General features: G+C 56.5%; 16 protein-coding genes, 2 tRNA genes and 1 rRNA gene. 14 read left to right on the top strand and 5 right to left on the bottom strand.

Features of this window, described 5'->3' with window-relative positions; genetic code table 11:
• Positions 1 to 278: 278 nt before the first annotated feature.
• The 7 genes from GZH47_RS23810 to GZH47_RS23840 all read left to right on the top strand — a co-directional run bounded on the left by GZH47_RS23810 (position 279) and on the right by GZH47_RS23840 (position 8,700).
• Positions 279 to 3,205: ribosomal RNA gene (locus tag GZH47_RS23810) — 23S ribosomal RNA — on the top strand.
• Between the two features lie 102 nt (positions 3,206 to 3,307).
• Positions 3,308 to 3,383, top strand: a tRNA-His gene (locus GZH47_RS23815).
• An 18-nt stretch (positions 3,384 to 3,401) separates the two neighbouring features.
• Positions 3,402 to 3,476 (top strand) — tRNA-Gly (locus GZH47_RS23820).
• A gap of 185 nt (positions 3,477 to 3,661) precedes the next feature.
• Positions 3,662 to 4,564 (top strand): AraC family transcriptional regulator, encoded by a 903-nt coding sequence (locus GZH47_RS23825; protein WP_162643518.1) that lies wholly within the window; start codon positions 3,662 to 3,664, stop codon positions 4,562 to 4,564.
• 31 nt (positions 4,565 to 4,595) lie between these two features.
• Positions 4,596 to 5,231 (top strand): D-sedoheptulose-7-phosphate isomerase, encoded by a 636-nt coding sequence (locus GZH47_RS23830; RefSeq protein WP_162643519.1) that lies wholly within the window; start codon positions 4,596 to 4,598, stop codon positions 5,229 to 5,231.
• Complete coding sequence (locus tag GZH47_RS23835; protein ID WP_162643520.1) at positions 5,228 to 6,214, top strand: ROK family protein; 987 nt, start codon at positions 5,228 to 5,230, stop codon at positions 6,212 to 6,214. Before GZH47_RS23830 ends, GZH47_RS23835 begins: the two co-directional genes overlap by 4 nt.
• The gene (locus GZH47_RS23840) at positions 6,214 to 8,700 is read left to right on the top strand and encodes an alpha-mannosidase (RefSeq protein WP_225446181.1); all 2,487 of its coding nucleotides are present in this window, start codon (positions 6,214 to 6,216) and stop codon (positions 8,698 to 8,700) included. Before GZH47_RS23835 ends, GZH47_RS23840 begins: the two co-directional genes overlap by 1 nt.
• A 220-nt stretch (positions 8,701 to 8,920) precedes the next feature.
• Here the strand turns inward: GZH47_RS23840 and GZH47_RS23845 are convergent, their stop codons facing one another.
• Positions 8,921 to 11,878 carry a family 78 glycoside hydrolase catalytic domain gene (locus GZH47_RS23845; RefSeq protein WP_225446182.1) on the bottom strand — a complete coding sequence of 986 codons (2,958 nt, stop codon included), beginning with the start codon at positions 11,876 to 11,878 and terminating at the stop codon, positions 8,921 to 8,923.
• A 326-nt stretch (positions 11,879 to 12,204) separates the two neighbouring features.
• On the opposite strand from GZH47_RS23845, the gene GZH47_RS23850 reads away from it, so the two are divergent.
• The 3 genes from GZH47_RS23850 (at position 12,205) to GZH47_RS23860 (ending at position 16,885) form a co-directional block, all read left to right on the top strand.
• Positions 12,205 to 13,434 (top strand): MFS transporter, encoded by a 1,230-nt coding sequence (locus GZH47_RS23850; protein ID WP_162643524.1) that lies wholly within the window; start codon positions 12,205 to 12,207, stop codon positions 13,432 to 13,434.
• Positions 13,435 to 13,532: 98 nt separating this feature from the next.
• Entirely contained in the window at positions 13,533 to 14,579 is a 1,047-nt protein-coding gene (locus GZH47_RS23855; protein ID WP_162643525.1) for a Leu/Phe/Val dehydrogenase, read from the top strand.
• Between the two features lie 452 nt (positions 14,580 to 15,031).
• A complete protein-coding gene (locus GZH47_RS23860) occupies positions 15,032 to 16,885 on the top strand; it encodes an ABC transporter substrate-binding protein (RefSeq protein WP_162643526.1) in 1,854 nt (617 codons plus the stop codon).
• 162 nt (positions 16,886 to 17,047) lie between these two features.
• Here GZH47_RS23860 and GZH47_RS23865 read toward each other — a convergent pair whose 3' ends face one another.
• The gene (locus tag GZH47_RS23865) at positions 17,048 to 17,788 is read right to left on the bottom strand and encodes an alpha/beta hydrolase (protein WP_162643527.1); all 741 of its coding nucleotides are present in this window, start codon (positions 17,786 to 17,788) and stop codon (positions 17,048 to 17,050) included.
• A gap of 155 nt (positions 17,789 to 17,943) precedes the next feature.
• Here GZH47_RS23865 and GZH47_RS23870 point away from each other — a divergent pair, with 155 nt between their 5' ends.
• Positions 17,944 to 18,483 carry a YfiT family bacillithiol transferase gene (locus tag GZH47_RS23870; protein WP_162643528.1) on the top strand — a complete coding sequence of 180 codons (540 nt, stop codon included), beginning with the start codon at positions 17,944 to 17,946 and terminating at the stop codon, positions 18,481 to 18,483.
• Between the two features lie 28 nt (positions 18,484 to 18,511).
• Here GZH47_RS23870 and GZH47_RS23875 read toward each other — a convergent pair whose 3' ends face one another.
• Both GZH47_RS23875 and GZH47_RS23880 read right to left on the bottom strand, forming a co-directional pair.
• Positions 18,512 to 18,970 carry a RidA family protein gene (locus tag GZH47_RS23875; RefSeq protein ID WP_162643529.1) on the bottom strand — a complete coding sequence of 153 codons (459 nt, stop codon included), beginning with the start codon at positions 18,968 to 18,970 and terminating at the stop codon, positions 18,512 to 18,514.
• A complete protein-coding gene (locus GZH47_RS23880; RefSeq protein ID WP_162643530.1) occupies positions 18,967 to 19,563 on the bottom strand; it encodes a DJ-1/PfpI family protein in 597 nt (198 codons plus the stop codon). Before GZH47_RS23880 ends, GZH47_RS23875 begins: the two co-directional genes overlap by 4 nt.
• 38 nt (positions 19,564 to 19,601) lie before the next feature.
• Here GZH47_RS23880 and pdxR point away from each other — a divergent pair, with 38 nt between their 5' ends.
• The 3 genes from pdxR to GZH47_RS23895 all read left to right on the top strand — a co-directional run bounded on the left by pdxR (position 19,602) and on the right by GZH47_RS23895 (position 23,386).
• Positions 19,602 to 21,209, top strand: coding sequence for a MocR-like pyridoxine biosynthesis transcription factor PdxR (gene pdxR / locus GZH47_RS23885; RefSeq protein WP_225446572.1), 1,608 nt, complete (start codon positions 19,602 to 19,604; stop codon positions 21,207 to 21,209).
• 78 nt (positions 21,210 to 21,287) lie between these two features.
• Positions 21,288 to 22,658, top strand: coding sequence for an aldehyde dehydrogenase (locus tag GZH47_RS23890; protein WP_162643532.1), 1,371 nt, complete (start codon positions 21,288 to 21,290; stop codon positions 22,656 to 22,658).
• Positions 22,655 to 23,386 carry a lysoplasmalogenase gene (locus GZH47_RS23895; protein ID WP_225446183.1) on the top strand — a complete coding sequence of 244 codons (732 nt, stop codon included), beginning with the start codon at positions 22,655 to 22,657 and terminating at the stop codon, positions 23,384 to 23,386. Before GZH47_RS23890 ends, GZH47_RS23895 begins: the two co-directional genes overlap by 4 nt.
• Here GZH47_RS23895 and yfbR read toward each other — a convergent pair.
• The gene (gene yfbR, locus GZH47_RS23900) at positions 23,355 to 23,951 is read right to left on the bottom strand and encodes a 5'-deoxynucleotidase (RefSeq protein ID WP_162643533.1); all 597 of its coding nucleotides are present in this window, start codon (positions 23,949 to 23,951) and stop codon (positions 23,355 to 23,357) included. The two genes, GZH47_RS23895 and yfbR, sit on opposite strands and share 32 nt — an antisense overlap.
• Positions 23,952 to 24,008 lie beyond the last annotated feature (57 nt).

Genomic DNA, 24,008 nt, shown 5'->3' on the forward strand with positions numbered 1-24,008 from the left:
CAGAAAACAACCTTGCACTTTGAAAACTGGATATGAAATTTGCGAAATATCTCTTAGCTGAGATTAACGAGAAACGCAGTCGCGTTAACACGCACTGCATGTTAGCGAAGGTTTTGTCATGAAGAAGCGGATGTTCGTACGGAGCGAAAGCGCCGGCAGTTCGAAGGAGAACGACTTTTGTGCGCAGCACAACGGGAGTGCTCATCGAATCTGACGGGACTGTAGCGAAGCAAACGAACATAGAAGCCATTTTTCATGGCACCGTAAACCGGAGCCATGGTTAAGCTACTAAGAGCGCACGGAGGATGCCTAGGCGCTAGGAGCCGAAGAAGGACGTGGCGAACGACGAAATGCCTCGGGGAGCCGTAAGCAGGCGCTGATCCGGGGATGTCCGAATGGGGAAACCCGGCTGGAGTAATGTCCAGTCACCTGTTACTGAATACATAGGTAGCATGGAGGCACACCAGGGGAACTGAAACATCTAAGTACCCTGAGGAAGAGAAAACAATAGTGATTCCGTCAGTAGCGGCGAGCGAACGCGGATTAGCCCAAACCAAGGAGCTTGCTCCTTGGGGTTGTAGGACGTCTCACATGGAGTTACAAAGGTGTTGATTAGACGAAGAGGTCTGGAAAGGCCCGCTATAAGAGGTAAAAGCCCTGTAGTCCAAAGTCAGCACTCTCCGAGACGGATCCTGAGTACCGCGAGACACGTGAAACCTCGTGGGAATCCGGCAGGACCATCTGCCAAGGCTAAATACTCCCTAGCGACCGATAGCGAAGCAGTACCGTGAGGGAAAGGTGAAAAGCACCGCGGAAGCGGAGTGAAACAGAACCTGAAACCGTGCGCTTACAAAAAGTCAGAGCCCTCTATATGGGTGATGGCGTGCCTTTTGTAGAATGAACCGGCGAGTTACGTTCCCATGCAAGGTTAAGGTGAAGAGCCGGAGCCGCAGCGAAAGCGAGTCTGAATAGGGCGACATAGTATGTGGACGTAGACCCGAAACCGTGTGATCTACCCCTGTCCAGGGTGAAGGTGCGGTAACACGCACTGGAGGCCCGAACCCACGAATGTTGAAAAATTCGGGGATGAGGTGGGGGTAGCGGAGAAATTCCAATCGAACTCGGAGATAGCTGGTTCTCCCCGAAATAGCTTTAGGGCTAGCCTCGGAGTAAGAGTCGTGGAGGTAGAGCACTGATTGGGTGCGGGGCCCGCCAAGGGTTACCAAGTCCAGTCAAACTCCGAATGCCATGTACTTATATCCGGGAGTCAGACAGTGAGTGCTAAGATCCATTGTCAAGAGGGAAACAGCCCAGACCATCAGCTAAGGTCCCCAAGTGTGTGTTAAGTGGGAAAGGATGTGGAGTTGCAAAGACAACCAGGATGTTGGCTTAGAAGCAGCCACCATTTAAAGAGTGCGTAATAGCTCACTGGTCGAGTGACTCTGCGCCGAAAATGTAACGGGGCTAAACACACCACCGAAGCTATGGCTTGATGCGTATGCATCAGGGGTAGGGGAGCGTTGAATGTACGTTGAAGTCAGACCGTAAGGACTGGTGGAGCGCATTCAAGTGAGAATGCCGGTATGAGTAACGAAAAGACAAGTGAGAATCTTGTCCGCCGTAAGACTAAGGATTCCTGAGGAAGGCTCGTCCGCTCAGGGTAAGTCGGGACCTAAGGCGAGGCCGAAAGGCGTAGTCGAAGGACAACAGGTTGATATTCCTGTACCACCGTAAGCCGTTACGAGCAATGGGGTGACGCAGAAGGATAGTGACGCGGACTGATGGATGTCCGTCCAAGCAGTGAGGCTGATGTGTAGGCAAATCCGCACATCGATAAGGCTGGGCTGTGATGGGGAGCGAAAATTGCAGTAGCGAAGGTCATGAGTTCAGGCTGCCAAGAAAAGCCTCTAGCCAGGTGAAGGTGCCCGTACCGCAAACCGACACAGGTAGTCGAGCAGAGTATGCTAAGGCGCTCGGAAGAACTCTCGTTAAGGAACTCGGCAAAATGACCCCGTAACTTCGGGAGAAGGGGTGCCTCGGTAGGGTGAATAGCCCGAGGGGGCCGCAGTGAAAAGGCCCAAGCGACTGTTTAGCAAAAACACAGGTCTGTGCGAAGCCGTAAGGCGAAGTATACGGGCTGACGCCTGCCCGGTGCTGGAAGGTTAAGGGGAGTGGTTAGCCGCAAGGCGAAGCTATGAACCGAAGCCCCAGTAAACGGCGGCCGTAACTATAACGGTCCTAAGGTAGCGAAATTCCTTGTCAGGTAAATTCTGACCCGCACGAATGGCGTAACGACTTGGGCGCTGTCTCAACGAGAGATCCGGTGAAATTTTAATACCTGTGAAGATGCAGGTTACCCGCGACAAGACGGAAAGACCCCATGGAGCTTTACTGCAGCTTGATATTGGACTTTGGTACGATCTGTACAGGATAGGTGGGAGCCTTAGAAATCGGAGCGCCAGCTTCGATGGAGGCATCGTTGGGATACCACCCTGATCGTATCGGAGTTCTAACCTGGTACCGTAATCCGGTACAGGGACCGTGTCAGGTGGGCAGTTTGACTGGGGCGGTCGCCTCCTAAAATGTAACGGAGGCGCCCAAAGGTTCCCTCAGAATGGTTGGAAATCATTCGTAGCGTGCAAAGGCATAAGGGAGCTTGACTGCGAGACCTACAAGTCGAGCAGGGACGAAAGTCGGGCTTAGTGATCCGGTGGTACCGCATGGAAGGGCCATCGCTCAACGGATAAAAGCTACCCTGGGGATAACAGGCTTATCTCCCCCAAGAGTCCACATCGACGGGGAGGTTTGGCACCTCGATGTCGGCTCATCGCATCCTGGGGCTGAAGTAGGTCCCAAGGGTTGGGCTGTTCGCCCATTAAAGCGGTACGCGAGCTGGGTTCAGAACGTCGTGAGACAGTTCGGTCCCTATCTGTCGTGGGCGCAGGAAATTTGAGAGGAGCTGTCCTTAGTACGAGAGGACCGGGATGGACGCACCGCTGGTGTACCAGTTGTTCCGCCAGGAGCATCGCTGGGTAGCCAAGTGCGGACGGGATAAGCGCTGAAAGCATCTAAGCGTGAAGCCCCCCTCAAGATGAGATTTCCCAGTATGTAAGACCCCTTGAAGACGACGAGGTTGATAGGTTCGAGGTGGAAGCGCAGCAATGCGTGGAGCTGACGAATACTAATCGGTCGAGGGCTTATCCAAGAACATGCTCGTTTCAGCTAATGCAAGAAACCTTCGCAAAGGTTCGTATCCAGTTTTCAGAGTGTGATGCTTCAAAGTATTGCATCTCTATGTAGGAATATGGCGGTCGTGGCGAAGGGGTTAACGCACCGGTTTGTGGATCCGGCATTCGTGGGTTCAAGTCCCATCGGTCGCCCCATTTATTCCTAGCAAGTATGCGGAAGTGGCTCAGCGGTAGAGCATCGCCTTGCCAAGGCGAGGGTCGCGGGTTCGATTCCCGTCTTCCGCTCCATACTTAAACGCAAGTCTTTATCTGCTTTTTGCGGATAAAGGCTTTTTTGTGTTTTCAACATTGTTGCCGCAGCTTAATCGAAGTTGGCATGATTTTATAAATGAATGGACGTAATTGTCATACCGGCCGTGCGGGGATGCTCTATAATGTTTCTAGAAGCCTATGCTTGTGAGAGGTGAGCTTACTTGGCGGACGAAGTTTCTTATGCGATACCGCTGCAACAGCTGCAGCGGCTCATTATGCAGCCGATTCGGATCGGCGGGCTTACGACCATGTTATTGGATGCGCTTTCAGCGGAGCATGAGATGGATTGGGCGCATCCGCCTCATCGTCATCCCTGGTATGAATTCAATTATGTATCGGAGGGTCGGCTCTACACGACGTCGGCTGGCGTTGACTTCAAGATCGAAGCCGGACAAGCGTATCTGATTCCTCCGGGCGTCGTTCATTCGCATCGGCACTTGCCGGGAGAATCGGACGACGGCTTTTGCCTGCGATGGCAGATCGTGCAGGAAGAAAGCTATTCGGGGGTCAGGATGGCGGAAGAAGCGGAGTTTATGCAATGTTTTTCGCTCGTGCGGCCCTACGCGCTTAAACCGGAGATCGTTGCGGGGCTGCTCTGCCTTCGGCCGGATATGAGTCTGCTTGCCCTACAGACGGCTTTCGCGAATTGGTTGACGGGCTTGTTCGAAGACTGGCGCGCCGCTTCGGCATTGCCGCAGGTGAAATCGCAGGATCCAGGCGATCTTGTCGTCCGGCAGACGATGCTGTTCTTGCATGCGTACTACGCGAATGAGCTTCGCGTGCAGGATATCGCTACGGCGCTGCATGTCAGCTATCGGAATTTGGCTAGGCTGTTCCGGAAGCAGACCGGTTTAACGGTCGTCGAGCAATTGAACGACATCCGCGTGCGGCAGGCGAAGAAGCTGCTGCTGGAAACGGATATGCCGATGAAACAGATCGCGCTGGCCGTAGGATTGAAGAACGAGTATTATTTCTCGACGTTGTTTAAGCAAATCGCAATGACGACGCCATCGGACTTCCGCGGCCTTCGGGGAGAAGCACGCGATCGAAGCGTTAGCAAATAAGGTTAGCAGAAGAGAGGACGGATCGGCTGACATGCATCCCATATTACGATCGATGGTCAAACGGTATCCGGAGCTTACAGCTTGCATTCAGGATGCGGAACAGGCATATGAGCTTCTCGTAGATAGTTACAAAGGCGGCGGCAAGCTGCTGGCGTGCGGCAATGGCGGCAGCGCCTCGGATAGCGAGCACATCGTCGGCGAAATGATGAAGGGTTTCATGTCAAAGCGGCCCGTGCCGGCAAGCTTTCGGGATACGTTGACACGTCTTTTCCCGGATGACGGCGAGCTGTTGGCCGACCGCCTTCAGGGAGCGCTGCCGGCGATTTCGCTGGTCAGCCACTCGGCGTTGATGACCGCGTTCGCCAACGACGTCAGCGCGGAAACGGTATTCGCCCAGCAGGTGTATGGCTACGGCCGCGCCGGGGATGTGTTGATCGGGCTCAGCACATCCGGCAATTCGTTGAATGTCGTTCGCGCGATGCAGGTGGCTAGTGCGCTTGGCGTTCGCACGATCGGGTTGACCGGCCGCGATGGCGGCTTGCTGAAGGAATTGTGCGACGTTACGATTCGAGTTCCGCATGAGCGGACGCCGGATATACAGGAACGGCATTTGCCGATTTACCATGCGCTCTGCATGATGGTGAAGGAGGCGTTCTTCGGGACATGAAGCTGTTAGCCGGAGTGGATATCGGAGGAACGAAATGCGCGGTCAGTCTGGGAAAGTTGAACGGCAGCGGTGGAATCGACATTGTCGTCAAGGTGAAAATGGCCACGCCGCCTTCGCCGGAAGCCGCGATCGAGCAATTGATTCAGGCCCTTGAGGATGTAGCGAGCCAGCATCCCGAAGGTCAGCTGGCCGCGGTCGGCATTAGCTGCGGCGGACCGCTCGACAGCCGGCGGGGGCTGATCCTTTCGCCGCCGAACTTGCCGGGCTGGGACGCGGTCGATATCGTGACGCCGTTCACCGGACGTTTCGGCGTTCCGGCCGCGCTCCAGAACGATGCCAACGCCTGCGCGTTAGCGGAATGGAATTGGGGGGCGGGGCAAGGATGCCGCAACATGATATTTCTGACCTTCGGCACGGGCATGGGCGCGGGGTTGATATTGAACGGCGCGCTCTATGCCGGAACGAACGACATGGCCGGTGAGGTCGGCCATATGCGGCTTGAACCGGCTGGCCCCGTCGGATACGGGAAGGCGGGTTCCTTTGAAGGCTTTTGCAGCGGAGGCGGTATCGCGCAGTTGGCGCAGCATATGGCGCGCCGCGCTTTGGATGCGGGAGACAGGCCGTCCTTTTGCCAGACCTATGAGGAGCTTCCGCTATTGAGCGCAGAGAACGTGGGACGCGCGGCAGAACTTGGCGATCCGCTCGCTCAAGACATCTACCGCTTATCGGCGCGGAAGCTCGGACAGACGCTGGCGGTGCTGGTGGATGTGCTGAACCCTGAGAAAATCGTGATCGGCAGCATTTACGGACGCCAGAAAGCAATTATGGAACCTTATATGCGGGCTGAGCTGGAACGGGAATCACTCCCGCTGTCCTTGTCCGTGTGCGAGGTGGTGCAAGCAGGGCTGGGCGAAGCGATCGGCGATTACGCGAGTTTGTCGGTGGCCTTGAATGATTTAATCGAGAAGGGTGAGGACGTCTAATGGAAATGCAGAATCGTATCCATCTGATCGGCAATGCGCATCTAGACCCCGTTTGGTTATGGCAGTGGCAGGAGGGCTATGCAGAAATCAAGGCGACGTTCCGATCGGCGCTCGACCGGCTGAACGAATTTCCGGACTTCGTCTTCACGCGTTCCTGCGCGGCTTATTACCGCTGGATCGAAGAGAATGCGCCGGAGATGTTCGAAGAAATCAAGAGCCGTGTGGCCGAAGGCCGCTGGGTCATCGTCGGAGGCTGGTGGATTCAGCCGGATTGCAACCTGCCTTCGGGGGAGTCTTTTGCCCGGCACAGTTTGTATGGTCAGCGGTACTTCCATGATCGGTTCGGCGTGACGGCCAAGGTCGGCTACAACGTCGATTCGTTCGGACATAACGGCATGCTGCCTCAACTGCTGAAGAAAAGCGGCATGGATTACTATGTATTCATGCGTCCGGATAAAAACGAGAAGGAGCTGGAACGCAATTTGTTCTGGTGGGAATCGGAGGACGGCAGCCGCGTGATGGCCTACCGGTTGTCGGAAGCGTATTTGACGAACCGGGGACATTCCATCGAGGAGAAGGTGCTCAGGCACGACGCGATGGCGCAGCAGGACGGACATGCGCACATGACGTTCTACGGCGTCGGCAATCATGGAGGCGGACCGACGATCTCGAACTTGCGCACCATTGAAGCGATGCAAACGAAATACGGCGAGGAGCATGTCGTGCTGAGCTCTCCGAACCGATATTTCGCAGAGCTTGCGGCTGCGGGGCCGGAGCTGCCGGTCGTCAAAGACGAGATGCAAATGCATGCGATCGGCTGTTACTCCACGCATTCGGAATCCAAAGAAAACAACCGCCGGGCAGAACATCGGCTCCTGAATGCGGAGAAGTTCTCGGCAATGGCGAACCAGCTTGTCGGGCTTCCTTATCCGAAAGAAAAGCTGCAGCTGGCGTGGGAGAACGTCATGTTCAACCAATTCCATGATATTATGGGCGGCTGCAGTATCCGCGAGGCGTTCCAGGACGCAAGGGAAGCATACGGAGAAGCATTGAATATCGGCGCCAAAACATTGAACGCCGCGCTGCAAAGGCTTTCGTGGTCAATTAATACGATGAAGCCGGAAGTGAAATCGCTGAGCAAAGAGAAGGATTGGCTGTCGTGGGAGCATGCGGATGTCGGTACGCCGTTCGTCGTATTCAATCCGTTATCTTGGGACGTCGAGCTGCCGGTTACGGCAAACCGCCGCTTCGCGAGCATTACGGACGACGAAGGGAATGCCGTGCCCATTCAGACCGTGCGCGCATCACGTACGAACGGCGAAGATAAATGGGATACGCTGTTCATGGCTCGTATTCCGGCGATGGGCTACCGGGTATACTGGTGCTTCATGACGAAAGAGCTTCCGGCACCGGCAATCGCATCGCCTGTTGAAGCGGTATCGTGTGTGCTGGAGAATGCGTTCTTGCGCGTGGAAATTCAGAAGCATACGGGCTATATCTCCCGTCTGGTGGACAAACGGACGAACGCGGAAATGCTCAGCGGTCCGGGAGCCGTGCCTGTCATCATCGATGAGCATCATAGCGATACGTGGGGACACGGTCTTCATAGTTACCGCGATTTGATCGGCTATTTCAGCGATGCGGAGGTGAAGGTGCTGGAGGAGGGGCCGCTGCGCGGAACGATTCGCGTCACGAGCCGGTACAACGGATCCGTGCTTCGGCAAGATTTTATTCTCCATCATCATGCAGCGGAACTGCAGGTCAAGGTTCAACTCGACTGGCGGGAGAAGCACAAGATGCTCAAGCTGTCGTTCCCGGTCGCCGTGGAGCAGCCGGAAGCGGTATCGGAGATTCCGTACGGTCATATTCAGCGGAAGGCCAACGGCCGCGAAGTTCCGGGCCAGCAGTGGATCGACGTTAGCGGCCTGGCGGTGGAATCGGATGACGGGCGGCGCGGCCTGGCGATTTTGAACAATGCCAAATACGGCTACGATGTACTGGAGAACGAAGCGAGAATGACCGTGGTGCGCAGTCCGATCTTCGCCGACCATTACGGAGTACGTGACGAACTTGTGGAGTTCATGGACCAAGGAATGCAGGAATTCGCGTATTCGCTCGTGCCGCATGACGGCGGCTGGCAGGATGCCGGCATCGTGCGCAAAGCGTACGAATTGAACGTCCCGCCGACGACGGTATGGGAAACGTATCATGAAGGTCCGCTGTCGCAGAAGCTGGATGGCCTAGCAATATCGTCGGAGCAAATCGTGTCCACCGCGTTCAAACAGGCCGAGGACGGCGATGGCTGGATCCTTCGCTGCTACGAGACGTCGGGACGTTCGGCCGAAACGTCGATCGAGCTTCCGCTGCTGAATCGCACGTGGTCCAGCCGGTTCGGCAAATGCGAAATCAAGACGTTCCATATCCCGTTCGACGAGACGCTTCCGGTCCGGGAAGTGAATTTGGTTGAGTTTCCGTGCGGGGATTGAGCGGAGCAATAGGAAAAGGGAAAAGAATATGCACGGTCATGAATAAGGCCGTGCATAACATCATGCGAAAGATCACGCATAGGGTCATTCCATAGGATCATGCAAAAGATCGTGCAAAAGCACATGAAAAGATCGCGCAAAAGAACATGCAAAAGATCAATAAAAAGAGCAAGAGGGCGTATTGCACGCTTCTCTTGCTCTTTTTATAAAGTGCTGCTATTTATCCAATTGCAACCTGGTTTAATTCCAGCGAATATCCGTCCGGAGCGATGATATCAAGCTCCACGGCAGCAGGCGCGACGACGCGCATCTTCACGATCCGCGCAGCTTCATCAAGCTCCCAGGATACGTCGATGCGGCCGCTCCCCGGCAGCGGTACAGAACCGCGAGCCCAGAGGAGTCCCGACGGATGCGGCGCGATCCGAACCTTCGTCCAGCCCGGCGTGATACCGCGGACGCCTAGCACTTCCGAACCGAGGAAGAAGACGGGACCGGCCGACCAGGCGTGGCAGTGACTGCGCGTCAGCATGTTATCGTTGAGCGACAGGCTGCCGGCATATACTTCCCATACTGTTGTCGCGCCTTTATCGACCATGGCGCCGTATTCCTTCACGATATCCCTCGTCATGACATCCTGCAGGCCGAGCCGGGTCAGCGCTTCGTGGTAGAAGAACGACATGAAAGGGCTGCCGATCTGCACGAACGAAGCCGGCGGCTCCACGATATAACGCTGCAGCACTTCGGATCTCGCTTCGTCGGGAATGCCGCAAAGGCTGGCAACGACCTGCGATTGCATGCTTGTCGTGGCAGACGGGCTGCCGTCGACGTGGATGCAGTCTAGATAAGCTTGACGGCTTTCGTCCCACAGGTTGGCGTTGATCGCGTCGCGAAGGGCGTCCGCCGATGCTTCGAACCGTGCCTGCACGGCGGTGTCGTCCGCTGCGGCGGCCAGCTGGCCCGCATCGCGCAGCGCCTTCACGAGGAACATGTTTTGCGGGGCCACGATGCCGTCGCCTGGCTGCTCGAATCCCGCCCAATCTAACAGATTCCAGCCCTTGTATTTGAAGAGACCGCGATCGTCGATTTTCTCCAGGTAATGCTCCAGCGTGAAGCGGACATGCGGCCACATCTCGCGGGCGAAAGCCGTATTGCCGGTATAGTGATAATGCTCGAGGCAAGCCGTCACCCAGAAGAAGGTCCAGTTCGGAATGACGCTGCTCCAGCCGCTCGGGACTTGATCCCCGTAAAGCGGTGATTGGAATGCCGATTCGGGAACTAGACGCAGGATGCGTTCGACGATCTCCGTCGACCCGAACGCGTAGTAATTGATGAGCGACGCGTTGCGCGCATCGCCGACCCAGAACGTCTGCTCGAATGCCGGGCAGTCGACGAACGTATCCTCCATGCACATCCGCGTCGTATCGCGGCTGATGCGCCAGATTTCGTTCAGCATGGCATTGCTGGACTGGAACGTGCCTGCATTGGAAACCGGGAAATTGCTCTGGAGCAGCTTCGCATCGTAGAGCTTCACGGGCCTTGAGGCTCCGCGCACGGTCACCGCCAAGTAGCGCAGGCCGCGGCGGACTACAGATACGTACGACTGACGGCCTTCGCGGCAGGTATAACGCAGCGTGTTGTCCAGCTCGTACGTATATTGGCGCCAGCCGTCGCGCATGTATTCGAAGCCGTAGAAATCGACGATCGTCCCTTCGCCGGCATCAAGCTCGAAAGCGAGATAGCCGGTCAATTCACGGCCGAAATCGATTAGAATTTCCGTGTCCAGCTCCGGGTGCAGCGGGATGACGCCGGGATCGGAGCTGGCCAAGACGGCGCGCTGCAAGGAAGCCGGCATCGGCTGCGGTTGATCGACGACGCGCCAAGCGGTTTGGCTGTAGACATCCGCCGTATGATACAGCTGCGGCTCGATCGGCCGTATCCATGCCAGGTAATCCGCCAGTAGGCGCTGCAAAGTAGCAACGGATTTAATTTCCTCATAGACGGCCGGGTTCCGGTCGACGTGCTGCTCCGGTTGATGATCGATATGTTCCGCCCAGCCGAATGGCCCGACGGCGGCAAACGGTACCGTCATATCGTGGCTGCCTTCAGTCCCCGCTCGTTCGCCGAAGCCGCCGTCAGCCGCCGCAAGCGGCGAACGCAGCTCGAACGTTACGTCGCTGTCGATTCCCAAATGGTATGCATGTCCATGCATGCCCCGGTTCAGATCGAGGAGCAGCAAATGTTCGCCGGCACCAAGAATGACTTTGACGAATTGCTGCGGAGACTCTCCGTAATAGGCTTCGTCCGGGCACCATTGTCCGTCGAGGCTGACCCGCAGCGGCATGCGTCCGTTGTCGACGCTGCCGATCGTCAGCTCGCCGTCGGCCGCCATCGTTACGACCGTGGCCAAGAAGCCGATGAGCGTGACGGGGTTGGCGTTGTTGACGCTCTCCGGCACAAGAATCGTGCGCAGGTCGAACGCCGCGCTCCAAGGCACCGGCTTCACGAAATTCATTTCTTCCACGCGGGCCGGGTAGATCGGCTCTTCGGTCAAATACGGGATCGGCCGCGGCGAAAGGGTGGTCCAAGGCGCCATGCCCGGCTCTCCGATGATCGCCGCCTGTTCCCATGACGATGCGTCGAAGCCGGCCAGCTTCCAGCCCTCGTCCCAGACGCGGCTGTCGAACCGCTCGGTGAATGCCAGCTGGCAGGAGATGCGCTGAGAGGTGGTATCATAAGCGCCGTGCGGTGCCGTCTGCCAGGAAGCATCCGTCCTGACGATCGTCGTCGTTTCGCCGCTGTCGTTCGTCCCGCCGCTGTCGTTCGTTTCCGTGCAGCGGTCGACCTGAAGCAGCAATCCGCCGCGTCCGCGCAAGTATTGGAACGTCGCCAGGCCATAATGCAGCACGAGGACCGCGATCACATTCTCTTCGCCTCGTTTCAGCAGATAGCCGATATCGTATTCGTCATAAGGCAGATTGGAAGGGAAGGCGCGCACCGGCCCCCGTCCTACCTGCGTTCCGTTGACGTACAGCACGTAGCGGGAATCCGCGGTCAGCTTCAGCTTCGTTGCCGTCCCTGGGTTGTCCGTCTCCTCGCAAGTGAAAGTTTTGCGGAAACAACGCCATTCATTTCGCGGGCTGATCTCGCCCTGCGCCCAAATCCATGCTGCCTGCCACATCGTGAATTGCCTCCTTGAAATCGTTATTCTAGCTCCATTGTAAACGACAAGCTCTCTCCGGATAGGGTTTGATACCGACATTATTGATGGTCTAATCAGACATTCCAGTTGGGAAAATTTACGTCAAGCGCCGGCTGTCGTACCGATGCGGACAGATCGTGGCAGAAAGACCTATTTTGCAGCAATAATGGAAGATTAGGGCGGGAGAACGCGTAATTCAGCCTGTCACCCCGCTGGGAAGCGCTTTCCTCTTCCGACGGCTGTGCCTTACAATGGCATCAACATGCCGATTAACGGCGAAGCGCAACAGGGAGGACATAGAGAGAATGAGGGCTGGAATCGGGGTTCAATGGCAAGCAAGGAGATCGGCTGCCGCCGCGCCGGAAAGACGTTTGGGGAAAGATGCGATTACCGCGCTCATGATTCATGGCTGCTTTCAATTCGGGGCTTCCATGTCCGGGCTTTTTCTGAATTTGTATTTATGGCGGCTAACGCAGGATTTGTACGTCAACGGCGTGTACAATATTATCAATTTCTTGATTACCCCGGTCGCGTTCGCGATCGGCGGCTTGATTACGAAGCGCAAGGACCGCATGGTCACCTACCGGCTCGGCATCATGACGATTGCCTTATTTTATCTCCTTGTCATCATTGCGCAGGAACATGTCGCGTCGTGGTATATCCCGTTCGCGGTCTTCAACGGCATCGCCGGCGGCTTGTATTGGACCGGTTATCTCGTGCTCATGTACGACGTATCGACGGAGCAGAATCGGGTACGGTTTCTGGCAGTCAATATGGTCGTCTTCAACTCGGCGGGGTTGATCGGGCCGGCGCTGGCTGGATTCATTATTCAATTGAGCGGCGGCTTGCAGGGATATATCTTCGTGTTTCTGATCGCCTTCCTCATGTTCGTCACGGCATCGGTGATCAGCTTCCGAATTCCGCAGCTTGTCTCGCATCATAAGGCCTATTACTTGAACCTGATGGGACTGGTCATGCGCAAGAACGCGCTCTTCGTCAAAGGGCTTGCCGCCTTTCTCATTCTCGGTTTATTCCAGGGCATCATGCTGTTCCTGCCCAATATCCTGCTCTTCCAAACCGTCGGGCGCGAGGACTTCGTCGGTTATTTAGGCGTGTTCTTCTCCTCGTTGACGGTCGGTACGGGCTACCTCATATCGAGGCGGGTCGGCAAGGAGCCTGTGCGAAAATTCGTCCTGTATTCGTCCGCCGGCATCGTGCTCGGCTCTATATTCCTCCTCTACGACGTCTCGGCGTGGACGGTAGTCGTCTTCATGATCGCGTTCTCCATCTGCAATCCGCTGGCGGTCAATACGCTTACGTCCTATTATTACGGGCTGATCGGCAAATTGCCGCTGAAAGGGCAGCTTCGCGTGGAATCGGTCGTCATGCGCGAAACCTTCCTGAACACGGGCCGGGTCATCTCGATTATCATGCTGCTCGGCTTGGCCGGGAATCTGACGTCCCATTGGCTGCCGATCGTGCTTACGACCGTGGCGGTGTGTCAATTTCTGCTGTTCTGGCTTATCCGGGAATAACCGGTGGTTCGGATTCTTGGACGATCGGACATTGGCCATACATATTTTATTCGTTCGTCTCATACCCATTAGTCTCGTTACTTTTGGGGGTGTGCGGCATGGACGTCTGGAAGGAAATGAAACGTTTGCAGGTGGAACAGGTCGTGTTCTGCCAGGAGGAGCTTTCCGGCCTGCAGGCGATAATCGCCATTCACAGCACGAAGCTTGGGCCGGCGCTCGGCGGCTGCCGGATGTGGGTATACGCTTCGGAAGAGGATGCCGTCGCGGACGCGGTGCGGCTGGCACGCGGCATGACGTACAAAGCAGCGGTCTTCGGACTGCCTTTCGGCGGCGGCAAGGCGGTCGTCGTGGGCAATCCGTCCACGGACAAGAGCGAAGCGAAATTTCGAGCGCTGGGCCGGTTCATCGAGCGGCTGCAGGGGCGTTATCTGACCGGCGTCGATCTGGGCACGACGGTTAGGGATATGGATTGGATCCGTCTGGAGACGGCTTACGTGACGGACACGACGGGCACGATCATGGCGACGAACGATTTTACGGCGGAAATGACGGCGTATGGGGTCTACCTCGGTATGAAGGCTTCGGCGGATTATTTGCTCGGAAGCGGGGATTTGAACGGGCGCACGATTGCGGTGCAGGGGCTTGGCAAGGTCGGCTACTTCTTGTGCGGCATGCTTCGCGACGCGGGCGCGAACCTGATCGTGACGGATATCAGCAACGCGTTGGCGGAGAAGGCGGTGAAGACGTTCCATGCGCGAGCGGTAGCGCCGGATGCGATCTACGGCGAGAGCTGCGATATCTTCGCCCCCTGCGCGGTCGGCGGGATTCTGAACGACGCGACGATCCCGAAGCTTCGCTGCACGATCGTCGCAGGCTCGGCCAACAATCAGCTGGGCGAGGAAATCCGGCATGCAGAGGAATTGGATCAGCACGGTATCCTGTATGCGCCGGATTACGTGGTTAATGCAGGCGGACTCATCATTACGGCCTGCGAGCTGCAGGGACTGTCCATGCCGGATATGAAACGGAACGTGGAGCGGATTTACGGTCTCTTGCTGCAAATATACAGCCAGGCGAAGCAGGATGGGATAACGACTGCGCTCGCGGCGAACAGGCTGGCGGAGGCGGAGCTGGCGAAGCCATGAGGGTCAGTGCGGCGGCAGGGCCGGCCAAGCAATACGGTGTTAACGCACCGACAATGCGTCTTCAATACAGTTGCAATGCAGTGTTCTGGGAAACGTACGGCTGCAGAGGAGAACGCAAGGATATAGAGGAGAAAAGACGGCCGTCACTTCATCGAAGTGTCATGCCGTCTTCTGTTTTTTGTTCTTGTGCCCAGCAGCAGCGTCCATAGGCCGGTGCCCAGGTTACGGTGTGGGGAGTGCTCTGTTCGTCCGTTATTTTGGAGCTTGAGAAGTTGTTTCTCGTCCTCTCGGTATTGTCGCAGCTTTTCTTCTGTGTACGTGACCAGATACCCGTGCATGCTCGATTCCTCCTCGCGATGTCATGGTCCCATTATGCGCTCGCGAAAAGAGGATAAAAAGAGTAGAATATGTGAAATAGACTTCCCCTTTTAGGGAGATGGAGGCAATCAGGAATGCAAGCGGTGCAAACGGAACGCTATCTGAGTGTAATGCAGCGCTTCGCCGAGGGTGCGGGCGTCGGCACGCCGATTGAGGTCACCTTGGACGAGATGGCGCAGGCGCTATTCTGCACGCCTCGGAACGCTAAGATCGTCCTGCGGCGCATGGCAGATGACGGCTGGATTACATGGCAGCCGGGCCGGGGGCGCGGCAACCGATCGCACATCGTATTCCATATGGAACGCGACGGACTTGCGCTCGACATCGCCAAACAGCTGGCCGGACAAGGCAGCTACAAGCAGGCGTTCGAGCTGCTTCATCAGTATGGCGGCGGCGCGAGGACCAATGAAAGGTTCAACGAATGGCTGACGTTCCACTTCGGCTACCGGTCGGAATCGGGGGAAGGCGAGAAGCAGGTGGACATGCTGCGCCTGCCCGTCCATGTCCCGCTCGTCACGTTAGACCCAGCGGAGGTGTACTTCTCGTTCGATGCCCACATTATCCGCCAATTGTTCGACCGGCTGTTAACGTTCGACGCGAACGCGGGGCAGGTCGCCCCCGGGCTGGCGCATGCTTGGGAAAGCTCGGCGGATGCGACGGTGTGGCAGTTTCATTTGCGCCGAGGCGTCTACTTTCATCACGGACAAGAATTGACCGCGGACGACGTCGTCTACACCCTGGAACGGCTGCGGACCGGTAAATCCAACAGCTGGCTGCTGCGCGGAGTCCTCGCCATCGCAGCTTCGGGACCGCGAACGGTTCAGGTTACGCTATTGAAGCCCAATCGGATATTTCACCGATACATGTGCTCGACGGCTGCGTCAATCCTGCCGCGCGATTGCGTACAGAGGGATGAGGACGCGTATTGGCAGCTTCCTTCGGGAACGGGGCCGTTCATAATCAAAGAATTAAACGAGGAACGGCTCGTGCTGGATGCGAACCCGGCTTACTACAATGGCCGCGCGCATTTGGACGGGGTTGTAATCGCGTTCGTGCCGCCCGACCAGGGCATCGATTCGGATCAATGCTGGGAAAAACTTGTGCTCGCGCATGACGCAAGGGAGCTGCAGCGCGACCAGTCCTGGCCAAAGCTGGATACGATGCTGCAGGGCTGTTCGCTCATGACGTGGAACCGGAAGAAGCCCGGGCCGCAGCAGTCCCAGTCGTTCCGTAGGGCGGTTGATCTGCTGCTGGACCGCTCCCTTATGCTTCGCGAGCTCGGGGAGAGCCGGATATACGCGGCGCGCAGCTTCAGGCCCGACGCGCACAGCGCGCTGCGACAAGTCCGAAGCGACGGGGAGCAAGCGAAGGAGCTTCTGCGGGAAGCGGGATACTCGGGCACGCCCATCACGCTCTATACGCGAAGATGGCATGAGAGAGACGCCAGGTGGATCCAGGCGCGCTGCGCGGAATTCGGCGTCACGGTGGACATTCGGTTGATCGAAGGGGACGAGTGCCGCGATTTAGGCGTTCTGGGGCAGGCCGATTCCATCTTGTATAGTCTTGTGTTCGTGGAGGACGAGGTGTGCGAAATCGAAACCTACGAACAGACGGGCAGCTTCCTTAACGCTCATATGGAACCCGGGCTGCTGACATGGGCCCTTGGCCGAATCGATCTGGCCTTGGCGGCGGAGACGCCCGATCAGCGGCGGTTCCTGCTGGAGGAAATGGAAGACCGGCTGCGCGAGGAGACGCAAGTGATGTTCCTGCTTCACAAGCGAAGCAACACGTCTTACAAACCCGAGTTGAAAGGCATTGCCCTATCGCCACTCGGTTGGATCGACTTTAAGGACGTATGGGTGCAGTCCGACGGAGGAAGGCTGGCGCAGCAGCGGCCGGCAAGCGTGAGCGCGGAAGCATTCCAATAAACGAAAATGAAGACAAACGGAAACAGATCATGGAACGGATGATCGGTCCGAATCCGGTGAAGCAAGATGTCGTACCTGCCGGCACTGAAGTCTCTCGCAATACATTAAACGGCCCGACGCTTCAAATAAGCGCCGGGCCATTTATAGTGGTGATGCCGTCTATCAGCAATTACCAGTCAAGAAAGCATGAATATGCTGCAGCATGCCGAGCGTAATGACATGATTAACCCGCTCGAAGGCGTGGAACTGAACGGCATCCCCCGAGGTACGGCGCTTGGCGGCTTCTTCGACGAAATCATGCTGGCTGCCGACCGGGACGATCGCGTCGTCCGCGCAGTGGAGCAGCAGCAGCGGTTTCGAGAGCGCGAGGATGCGCTCGCGCGGGTCGTGCGCCGCTAGAGCCGCATGTTCGTCAGGCGTGATCGCGGGCAGGCCGGATTTCTCGCGGTAGAGCTCCTCGAAGCGCACCCAGGAGCAAGAACCGTTGATGACGATCGCGGAGCGGATATCGTCTTGATCGGCATAGGCGCCGGCGGAAATGAATCCGCCAGCGGAGTGTCCGACGATCGTCACTGGCAGAACGGACTCCCTTGTCAGCTCGGCGGCGATCCCGCCAGCTTCACGTACGCCTTGCACGACGACATTCCAGAAGTTCTCCTGCAGCACCGACGGATTCCAATAATCCAACGTTCCCCGCTCGCCGTGCAGCGGCAGTTCCGGTACGATGACGCGATAGCCCCAACCGGCAATCAAGGAAGCGAAGAAGCGGTAGCTGTCACTACTCGAGCCCCAGCCGTGAACGAGCACGACTTGGCCAATTGGCTCGCCGGCAGGAGACAATGCAAGACACGGCACGTTGTGAATGGTACGCTGATTCTCATGCTGATGTTCGATGTTGACCATGGTAAAATGGCAGCTCCTATATCGTAAATGGTAGGTGATCACGCGCTTGGATCGGCCGATCGTTCGGCTGCCGGGTTGTCGGATGCTCTAATTCGCGGCCCAATCCTGCTATAATCATAACAGGTTTACGACTAAACAATCGAGGTGGATGAACAATGACGACAGAGCTGGAGCAATTGAAGTATCCGATCGGGCGATTTGCGCCGCCAAGCGAAACGACAGCCGCCGTTCGGGCAGAATGGATTGCAGAAATCGCGGCGCTGCCGCGTCTGCTGCGGGAAGCCGTAAGCGGCCTGTCCGACGAACAGCTGGACACGCCCTATCGTGCCGGAGGCTGGACCGTCCGTCAGGTCGTTCATCATGTGCCGGACAGCCATATGAACAGTTTCATCCGCTTCAAGCTGGCGCTGACGGAAGAGAAGCCGACCATCAAGCCGTACGACGAAGGCGCATGGGCGGAGCTGTCCGACTCGAAAGGCGCGCCGGTCGAGGCATCGCTATCGCTGTTGGAGTCGCTGCACGAGCGCTGGGTTAACCTGCTTCTCGGCATGGACGAAGAGGCATTCTCGCGCGTGTTCATCCATCCGGAGTCCGGAAGGGAAATCAGGCTCGATACGAATCTGGGCATCTACGCGTGGCACGGCAAGCATCATCTTGCCCATATTACAGCGCTTGCTAAACGCAGCGGCTGGTAATCCGAGCCGGCCCGGGTGACCTCCTCATCTATTCGCGGATTTCAAAAATCGCTTCAATAATGATGGGGAGATTGTCCCGTACCGAAACAGCGCCGAGAACGGAACGCGCGTGAACGCCTTTCTCTCCGAAAACATCGACCATGAGTTCGGAACATCCGTTCAACACCTTGTGATGTTCTTCGAAACGTGGCGTGGCATTCACGAAGCCCTGCAGTTTAACGACTCTTCGCACATCGTCCAACGAACCGAGCGCGGATGCCAATACGGCTAATATCTCGATGCCGGCCAGCCTGGCGAACCGGTAACCTTCGGCTGTCGTGAAATCATCTCCGAGCTTGCCCTTCGGATTTCCAGCGGGTCCCTTTCCCGAAATGAAGAGCAAGTGGTTTACTTTCACATAATTGGCGTACGCGGCCGCGGGTCCGCTGGCGTCCGGCAGTGCGATGCCCAGCATTTTCAATCGTTCGGCTATCGTTTGTTCTTTCATGGCCGATCCTCCTGTTCGTTCAACGGTCCGCGATCATAGTAGGGATAGTCCATATACAGCTGGATTTCCTGCACGACGTCCTTGTTCGTAATCGTCTCGATGAAAAACAACCCGAGGTCGACGGACGCCGTTATCCCGCCGCCGGTAAACACGTCTCCGTCCCGCATCGCCCGTACCTGCACGACGTCCTTGCAATATGGCTTCAACTCATCCAGCGCCAGCGGGTTGGTGGTGATCGTCTTCTCCTTCGTAAAGCCCGCTGCTCCGAGCAACAGAGCTCCCGTACACACCGAGACTTTATAGGGGACGCCTGCGGCTGTCCGAATCCAATCGACGAAGAGCGGATCGTGGACAAGCCGGCGCGTCGCTATGCCGCCGGGGATGAAAATCAGATCGTAGGCGGTCAAGTCCGGAAAAACGCGATCCGCGCGAATGCGCATCCCCCGATCATCGGTCACTTCGCTCGCATCGGCGCAATAATCCCATGAAATATTTTCCAGGATATTTCGTTTCTTCAACCATGTTACCGCGTTATGGAACCCGGCCAAATCCAGCGTCGTCATGTCGTCGAACATAATAAAGGCCATTCTCATCGCAACATCTCTCCTTAACCATGATTTATCTCATCTTGATGAGTGCGTTGTTCAAAGCTTATACTAACGTTGACTCGCTAAAAAGGTTCAGATTTCATCATTATTTAGAGGTCAGATGGAGAGGGGGAGACGTCATCGACCTAGCTCTTTCATTCGATGCGGACGAACCGCTGTACAGTCAGCTCTATCATCAAATCCGAACACAAATTCAAGAGGGCGTCTTGCCGGACGGGATGAAGCTTCCCTCGATCCGCTCGCTTGGCCGACAGCTGAGCATTAGCAAAACGACCATCGAGACCGCTTATCATATGTTGTTGGAGGAAGGTTTCGTAACCGGCAAAGAGAGAGCGCGCATGATGGTCGTCAACCCAAATTCGAAGCTGAACTCGATTCCAGGCCAGAGCCCAAGCCCGAGCCTGAGCTTGAGTCCGAACCCAAGCACAAGCCCGAAATCAAACCCCAAGCCAAATTTAAATCCAAATCAATACCCGGGACGTTCATCCGAGACTGCCGCCGATGCCGTCGTTCAACACGAGCCAATTACCCATAGCGGCGCTGCGACGATCGACTTCAGTTTGCTGACGATCGACGGAGACTCGTTTCCGGTTCGCATCTGGAAGTCGGTCGTCGGGGAATCCCTTGCGCTCCATAGCGAATCCCTTCACGAATACGGCGATTCTCAAGGGGAATATTCGTTGCGGGAGAACTTGGCGCACTATCTACGGCAGTCTAGAGGAGTACGATGTACACCAGAGCAAATCGTCATCGGCACCGGAATTTCGTCCAGCATCCATCTGCTCTCCAAGCTTCTTGGGGAGAATCTTGCAGTCGGGATCGAGCATCCCGGCATCGCGCAGGTTGGACGTTATTTTGCGCAGAACCGGTTTCAACTCGTCCCATTCTCCATCGCAAGCACGGGGGATTTCGTGCAAGAGATTGCCCGCAAGCGGATCCATGCGTTGTACGCGACGCCTTCTCACCGTCCTACGGGCGAGCCGCTGCCCTACGCGGTCAGACAGCAAATGCTGCAATGGGCGTATGACAATAACGGTTATATCATCGAGGACGATTACGACGGAGAGCTTCGCTTGTCGGGTAAACCAATACCGTCGCTTCAAGGACTGGACAAGAACGGCACTGTCATCTATTTGGGTTCATTTTCAAAGGTGTTTACGCCTGCATTGCGAATGAACTATATGGTATTGCCGCCGCGTCTGGCCGAGCAGTTGTGCACGATTGATGCTGCATTCTCCTGCCCTTCACGAATGAATCAATGGGCGATGGACTTGTTCATTGCCCGCGGTCACTGGTACCGGCATTTGAGGCGTATGCGCAAGCGATACCGGTTCAAGCACGAGGCGCTCGTTCGTCTAATTAACCGCCATTTGCCGCCGGACGCTGTTCAGGTCAACAGCAGCGGGTCAGGTTTGCACGTCGAATTATCCATCGAGGCTCCTGTCAGTGCCGAGCGATTAATGGAATTGGCGAGGCGGGAAGGCGTGCTTGTGTATGGCAGTCAAGATCCGCAATCACGGCTGGCGTGCGGCAACCCGAAGATCTATATGGGCTTTGGGGGCGTGAAAGACGACGAGATGGAGCGGGGCGTACGGTTGCTAATGAAAGCGTGGACATCCGTCCTGTCGTAAAAGCGGACCGACTCGGAATCCATAAGCCGCAACCTACATATAAAGATGCTTTTCCATTCAGGGGGTTAGGATGACAGAATGACAGACTACTCGGCATTGATCCAGCAGCAGCATGCTTTCTTCTCTACAAGCCAGACGCAATCGATTTCTTTGCGCAAGGAGGCGCTGACCCGGCTTCGCGATACGATCCGGAGGCATGAGCGGGACATCATGGATGCTTTGAAAGCGGATTTGAACAAATCGGAATTCGAAGCGTACGCCACCGAAATCGGGATCGTGCTCAGCGAAATCCGTTTCGTTATGAAGCGGCTTCGGGCATGGGCCCGGCCGGAGAAGGTAAAGACGCCGCTCACGCATATCGGCTCAAGCGGCGCCATATACAGTGAGCCTTACGGAGTCGTCCTGATTATCGCGCCGTGGAATTTTCCGTTCCAGCTTGCGCTCATGCCGCTGATCGGCGCCATTGCGGCGGGAAACTGCGCGGTCATCAAACCATCCGAGCTTACTCCCCGGACATCGGCCGTGATCGTCCAAATCATCAACGAGACATTCTCCGAAGCTTATGTAGCCGTCGTGGAAGGCGGGGCAGAGGCGAGCCAAGCATTGCTGCGGGAGAAAGTAGATTATATTTTCTTCACGGGAGCTCCACCGGTCGGCAAGCTGATCATGGAGGCGGCTGCCCGAAGACTCATCCCCGTCACGTTGGAATTAGGCGGCAAAAGCCCCTGTATCGTGCACAAGGACGCCAACCTGAAGCTGGCAGCCAAACGGATCGTATGGGGCAAATTCATAAATGCAGGCCAGACGTGCATCGCACCGGATTATCTGTACGTTCATGAGTCGGTGAAGACATCGTTGATTGCGCATCTCAAACAGGCCATTGAGGAGATGTACGGCGTGGACCCGCTGAACAATCCGTCCTATACGCGAATCGTGAACGAGAAACATTTCAACCGGCTGCTCGCTTACTTGAATGAAGAGCAAGTCCGCATCGGCGGCGCGAGCGACCGTGATACCTTGCGGATCGAACCGACCGTTCTGACCGGGGTTGAAGCGGATGACGAGGTCATGAAGGATGAAATATTCGGCCCGATCATGCCCTTGCTTGCCTATGACGAGATCGACGAGGTGCTTGCAGCCATCAACAGCCGCCCGAAAGCGCTGGCCCTCTATATTTTCTCGGAAAACAAAGCGGTCCAGAAGAAAGTGTTAACCGGCGCCTCGTTCGGAGGAGGCTGCGTCAACGATACGGTATATCATTTTACCTCTCCGTATTTGCCTTTCGGCGGGGTTGGAAGCAGCGGGATGGGCGCTTATCACGGGCAAAGCAGCTTCAAGCTGTTCTCGCACCGCAAGAGCGTGCTGAAGATGACCACCCGATTCGATCTGCCTTTTCGCTATCCACATATGAAGCATGCGCTGCAGCGAGTCAGGCGGTTTCTGAAATGAGGGCCGAACACGGCATCGGCAAAGGAGAAATGATCTTGGGAAACAATCGTTTACCCATGCTTATTCTGCTAGTGAGCATCCTCTACATATTCGTTATTCCCGCAGAGCCAATGGCCGTCAAGCTGCTGTTCAAGCTTATTCCCATGTGGCTCGTAATTTGGTATGCGTATCTCCGGCTGCCCGCGGCCAAGAAACGGAAACGGTATCACGGTCTGCTGCTAACCGGCTTGTTCTTCTGCATGCTCGGCGACGGTCTGCTTCATTGGTTCGTTGCGGGATTGTCGGCTTTTCTGATCGGCCATCTCTTCTACATGTCGGGGTTCTTCAGCAATTGGCGATTCTCTAAGCTGCGGTGCTGCATGGCGGTACCGATTGCCCTGTATGGCTCGTTCATGGGCCGGGAAATCGTTCACGCTTTAATGCGGGACGATAAGGAATCGCTGATCGTGCCCGTGCTGTTCTACGTTTGCGTGATATCGCTGATGACCTGGTCCGCCATTATGACAGGCCATAAATGGGCGATCGTCGGCAGCTTGCTGTTTACGATCTCGGACTCGATTCTTTCCTGGAATATGTTCGTTTCCGAGTTCGCGTACGCGAACGTGCTGATCATGACGACCTATTACACAGCTCAATTCTGCATCGCGCGCAGCATTCGAACGTTAGGCGCCGTTCAGGCACCGCCGGCAGGTCCGGCTATTCCGACAGCTCGTCGAGCGTCTTACTGAAGCTCGGCGCCATCTCGGTCAGAAACCAATCGACTTCCTGCATGCCGAGGGCGGCGAGCTTGGTTTCCGTCTGGCCCTTGGCCACGGCGAATTCTCGGTTGCCGGAGGACAGCTCGGACAAGCATTTCATATACGCATCGAGCAGGTCGGCTGCCTTCACGATCTTGAGCAGGTCGGCCTGTTCGGCGTCCGGCCGGGAGCCGATAATCAGCGGCTCGTAGACATCGCGCAGCGGCTCCGGCACCATGGCGAGCAGCCGTTCCGCGGCCATCGCCTCGATCTCGCGGAAGTTCGCGAGCATCTTCGGGTTGTGGTGCTTGACCGGCGTCGGAATGTCGCCGGTGAACACTTCCGTGGCGTCGTGGAACAAGGCCATCGACGCCGCGCGGTCGGCATTGAGCGACCGTCCGAACAGGCGGTTGCCAATCTCGCAGAGCATATGCGCGAGCAGCGCGACATGATAGGAATGCTCCGCGACGCTCTCGCGGGTCGTGTTGCGCATGAGGCTCCATCGCTCGATGTAACGCAAGCGATACATGTAGGCCGTGAAATGACTGTCCGTCATGGAGGGATGTTCCTTTCCTGTTGGAAATAGGAGGCAGGCGCTTACAGTGAAAGCAGC

Source organism: Paenibacillus rhizovicinus, from assembly GCF_010365285.1.
In the GTDB taxonomy this organism is placed as follows: domain Bacteria; phylum Bacillota; class Bacilli; order Paenibacillales; family Paenibacillaceae; genus Paenibacillus_Z; species Paenibacillus_Z rhizovicinus.

Coding starts and splice junctions, on each gene's coding strand:
- GZH47_RS23870 (WP_162643528.1), top strand. CDS start 17,944: ATGACGACAGAGCTGGAGCAATTGAAGTATCCGATCGGGCGATTTGCG.
- GZH47_RS23850 (WP_162643524.1), top strand. CDS start 12,205: ATGAGGGCTGGAATCGGGGTTCAATGGCAAGCAAGGAGATCGGCTGCC.
- GZH47_RS23890 (WP_162643532.1), top strand. CDS start 21,288: ATGACAGACTACTCGGCATTGATCCAGCAGCAGCATGCTTTCTTCTCT.
- GZH47_RS23895 (WP_225446183.1), top strand. CDS start 22,655: ATGAGGGCCGAACACGGCATCGGCAAAGGAGAAATGATCTTGGGAAAC.
- pdxR (WP_225446572.1), top strand. CDS start 19,602: ATGAGTGCGTTGTTCAAAGCTTATACTAACGTTGACTCGCTAAAAAGG.
- GZH47_RS23865 (WP_162643527.1), bottom strand. CDS start 17,788: ATGGTCAACATCGAACATCAGCATGAGAATCAGCGTACCATTCACAAC.
- yfbR (WP_162643533.1), bottom strand. CDS start 23,951: ATGACGGACAGTCATTTCACGGCCTACATGTATCGCTTGCGTTACATC.
- GZH47_RS23860 (WP_162643526.1), top strand. CDS start 15,032: ATGCAAGCGGTGCAAACGGAACGCTATCTGAGTGTAATGCAGCGCTTC.
- GZH47_RS23830 (WP_162643519.1), top strand. CDS start 4,596: ATGCATCCCATATTACGATCGATGGTCAAACGGTATCCGGAGCTTACA.
- GZH47_RS23880 (WP_162643530.1), bottom strand. CDS start 19,563: ATGAGAATGGCCTTTATTATGTTCGACGACATGACGACGCTGGATTTG.
- GZH47_RS23845 (WP_225446182.1), bottom strand. CDS start 11,878: ATGTGGCAGGCAGCATGGATTTGGGCGCAGGGCGAGATCAGCCCGCGA.
- GZH47_RS23835 (WP_162643520.1), top strand. CDS start 5,228: ATGAAGCTGTTAGCCGGAGTGGATATCGGAGGAACGAAATGCGCGGTC.
- GZH47_RS23855 (WP_162643525.1), top strand. CDS start 13,533: ATGGACGTCTGGAAGGAAATGAAACGTTTGCAGGTGGAACAGGTCGTG.
- GZH47_RS23840 (WP_225446181.1), top strand. CDS start 6,214: ATGGAAATGCAGAATCGTATCCATCTGATCGGCAATGCGCATCTAGAC.
- GZH47_RS23875 (WP_162643529.1), bottom strand. CDS start 18,970: ATGAAAGAACAAACGATAGCCGAACGATTGAAAATGCTGGGCATCGCA.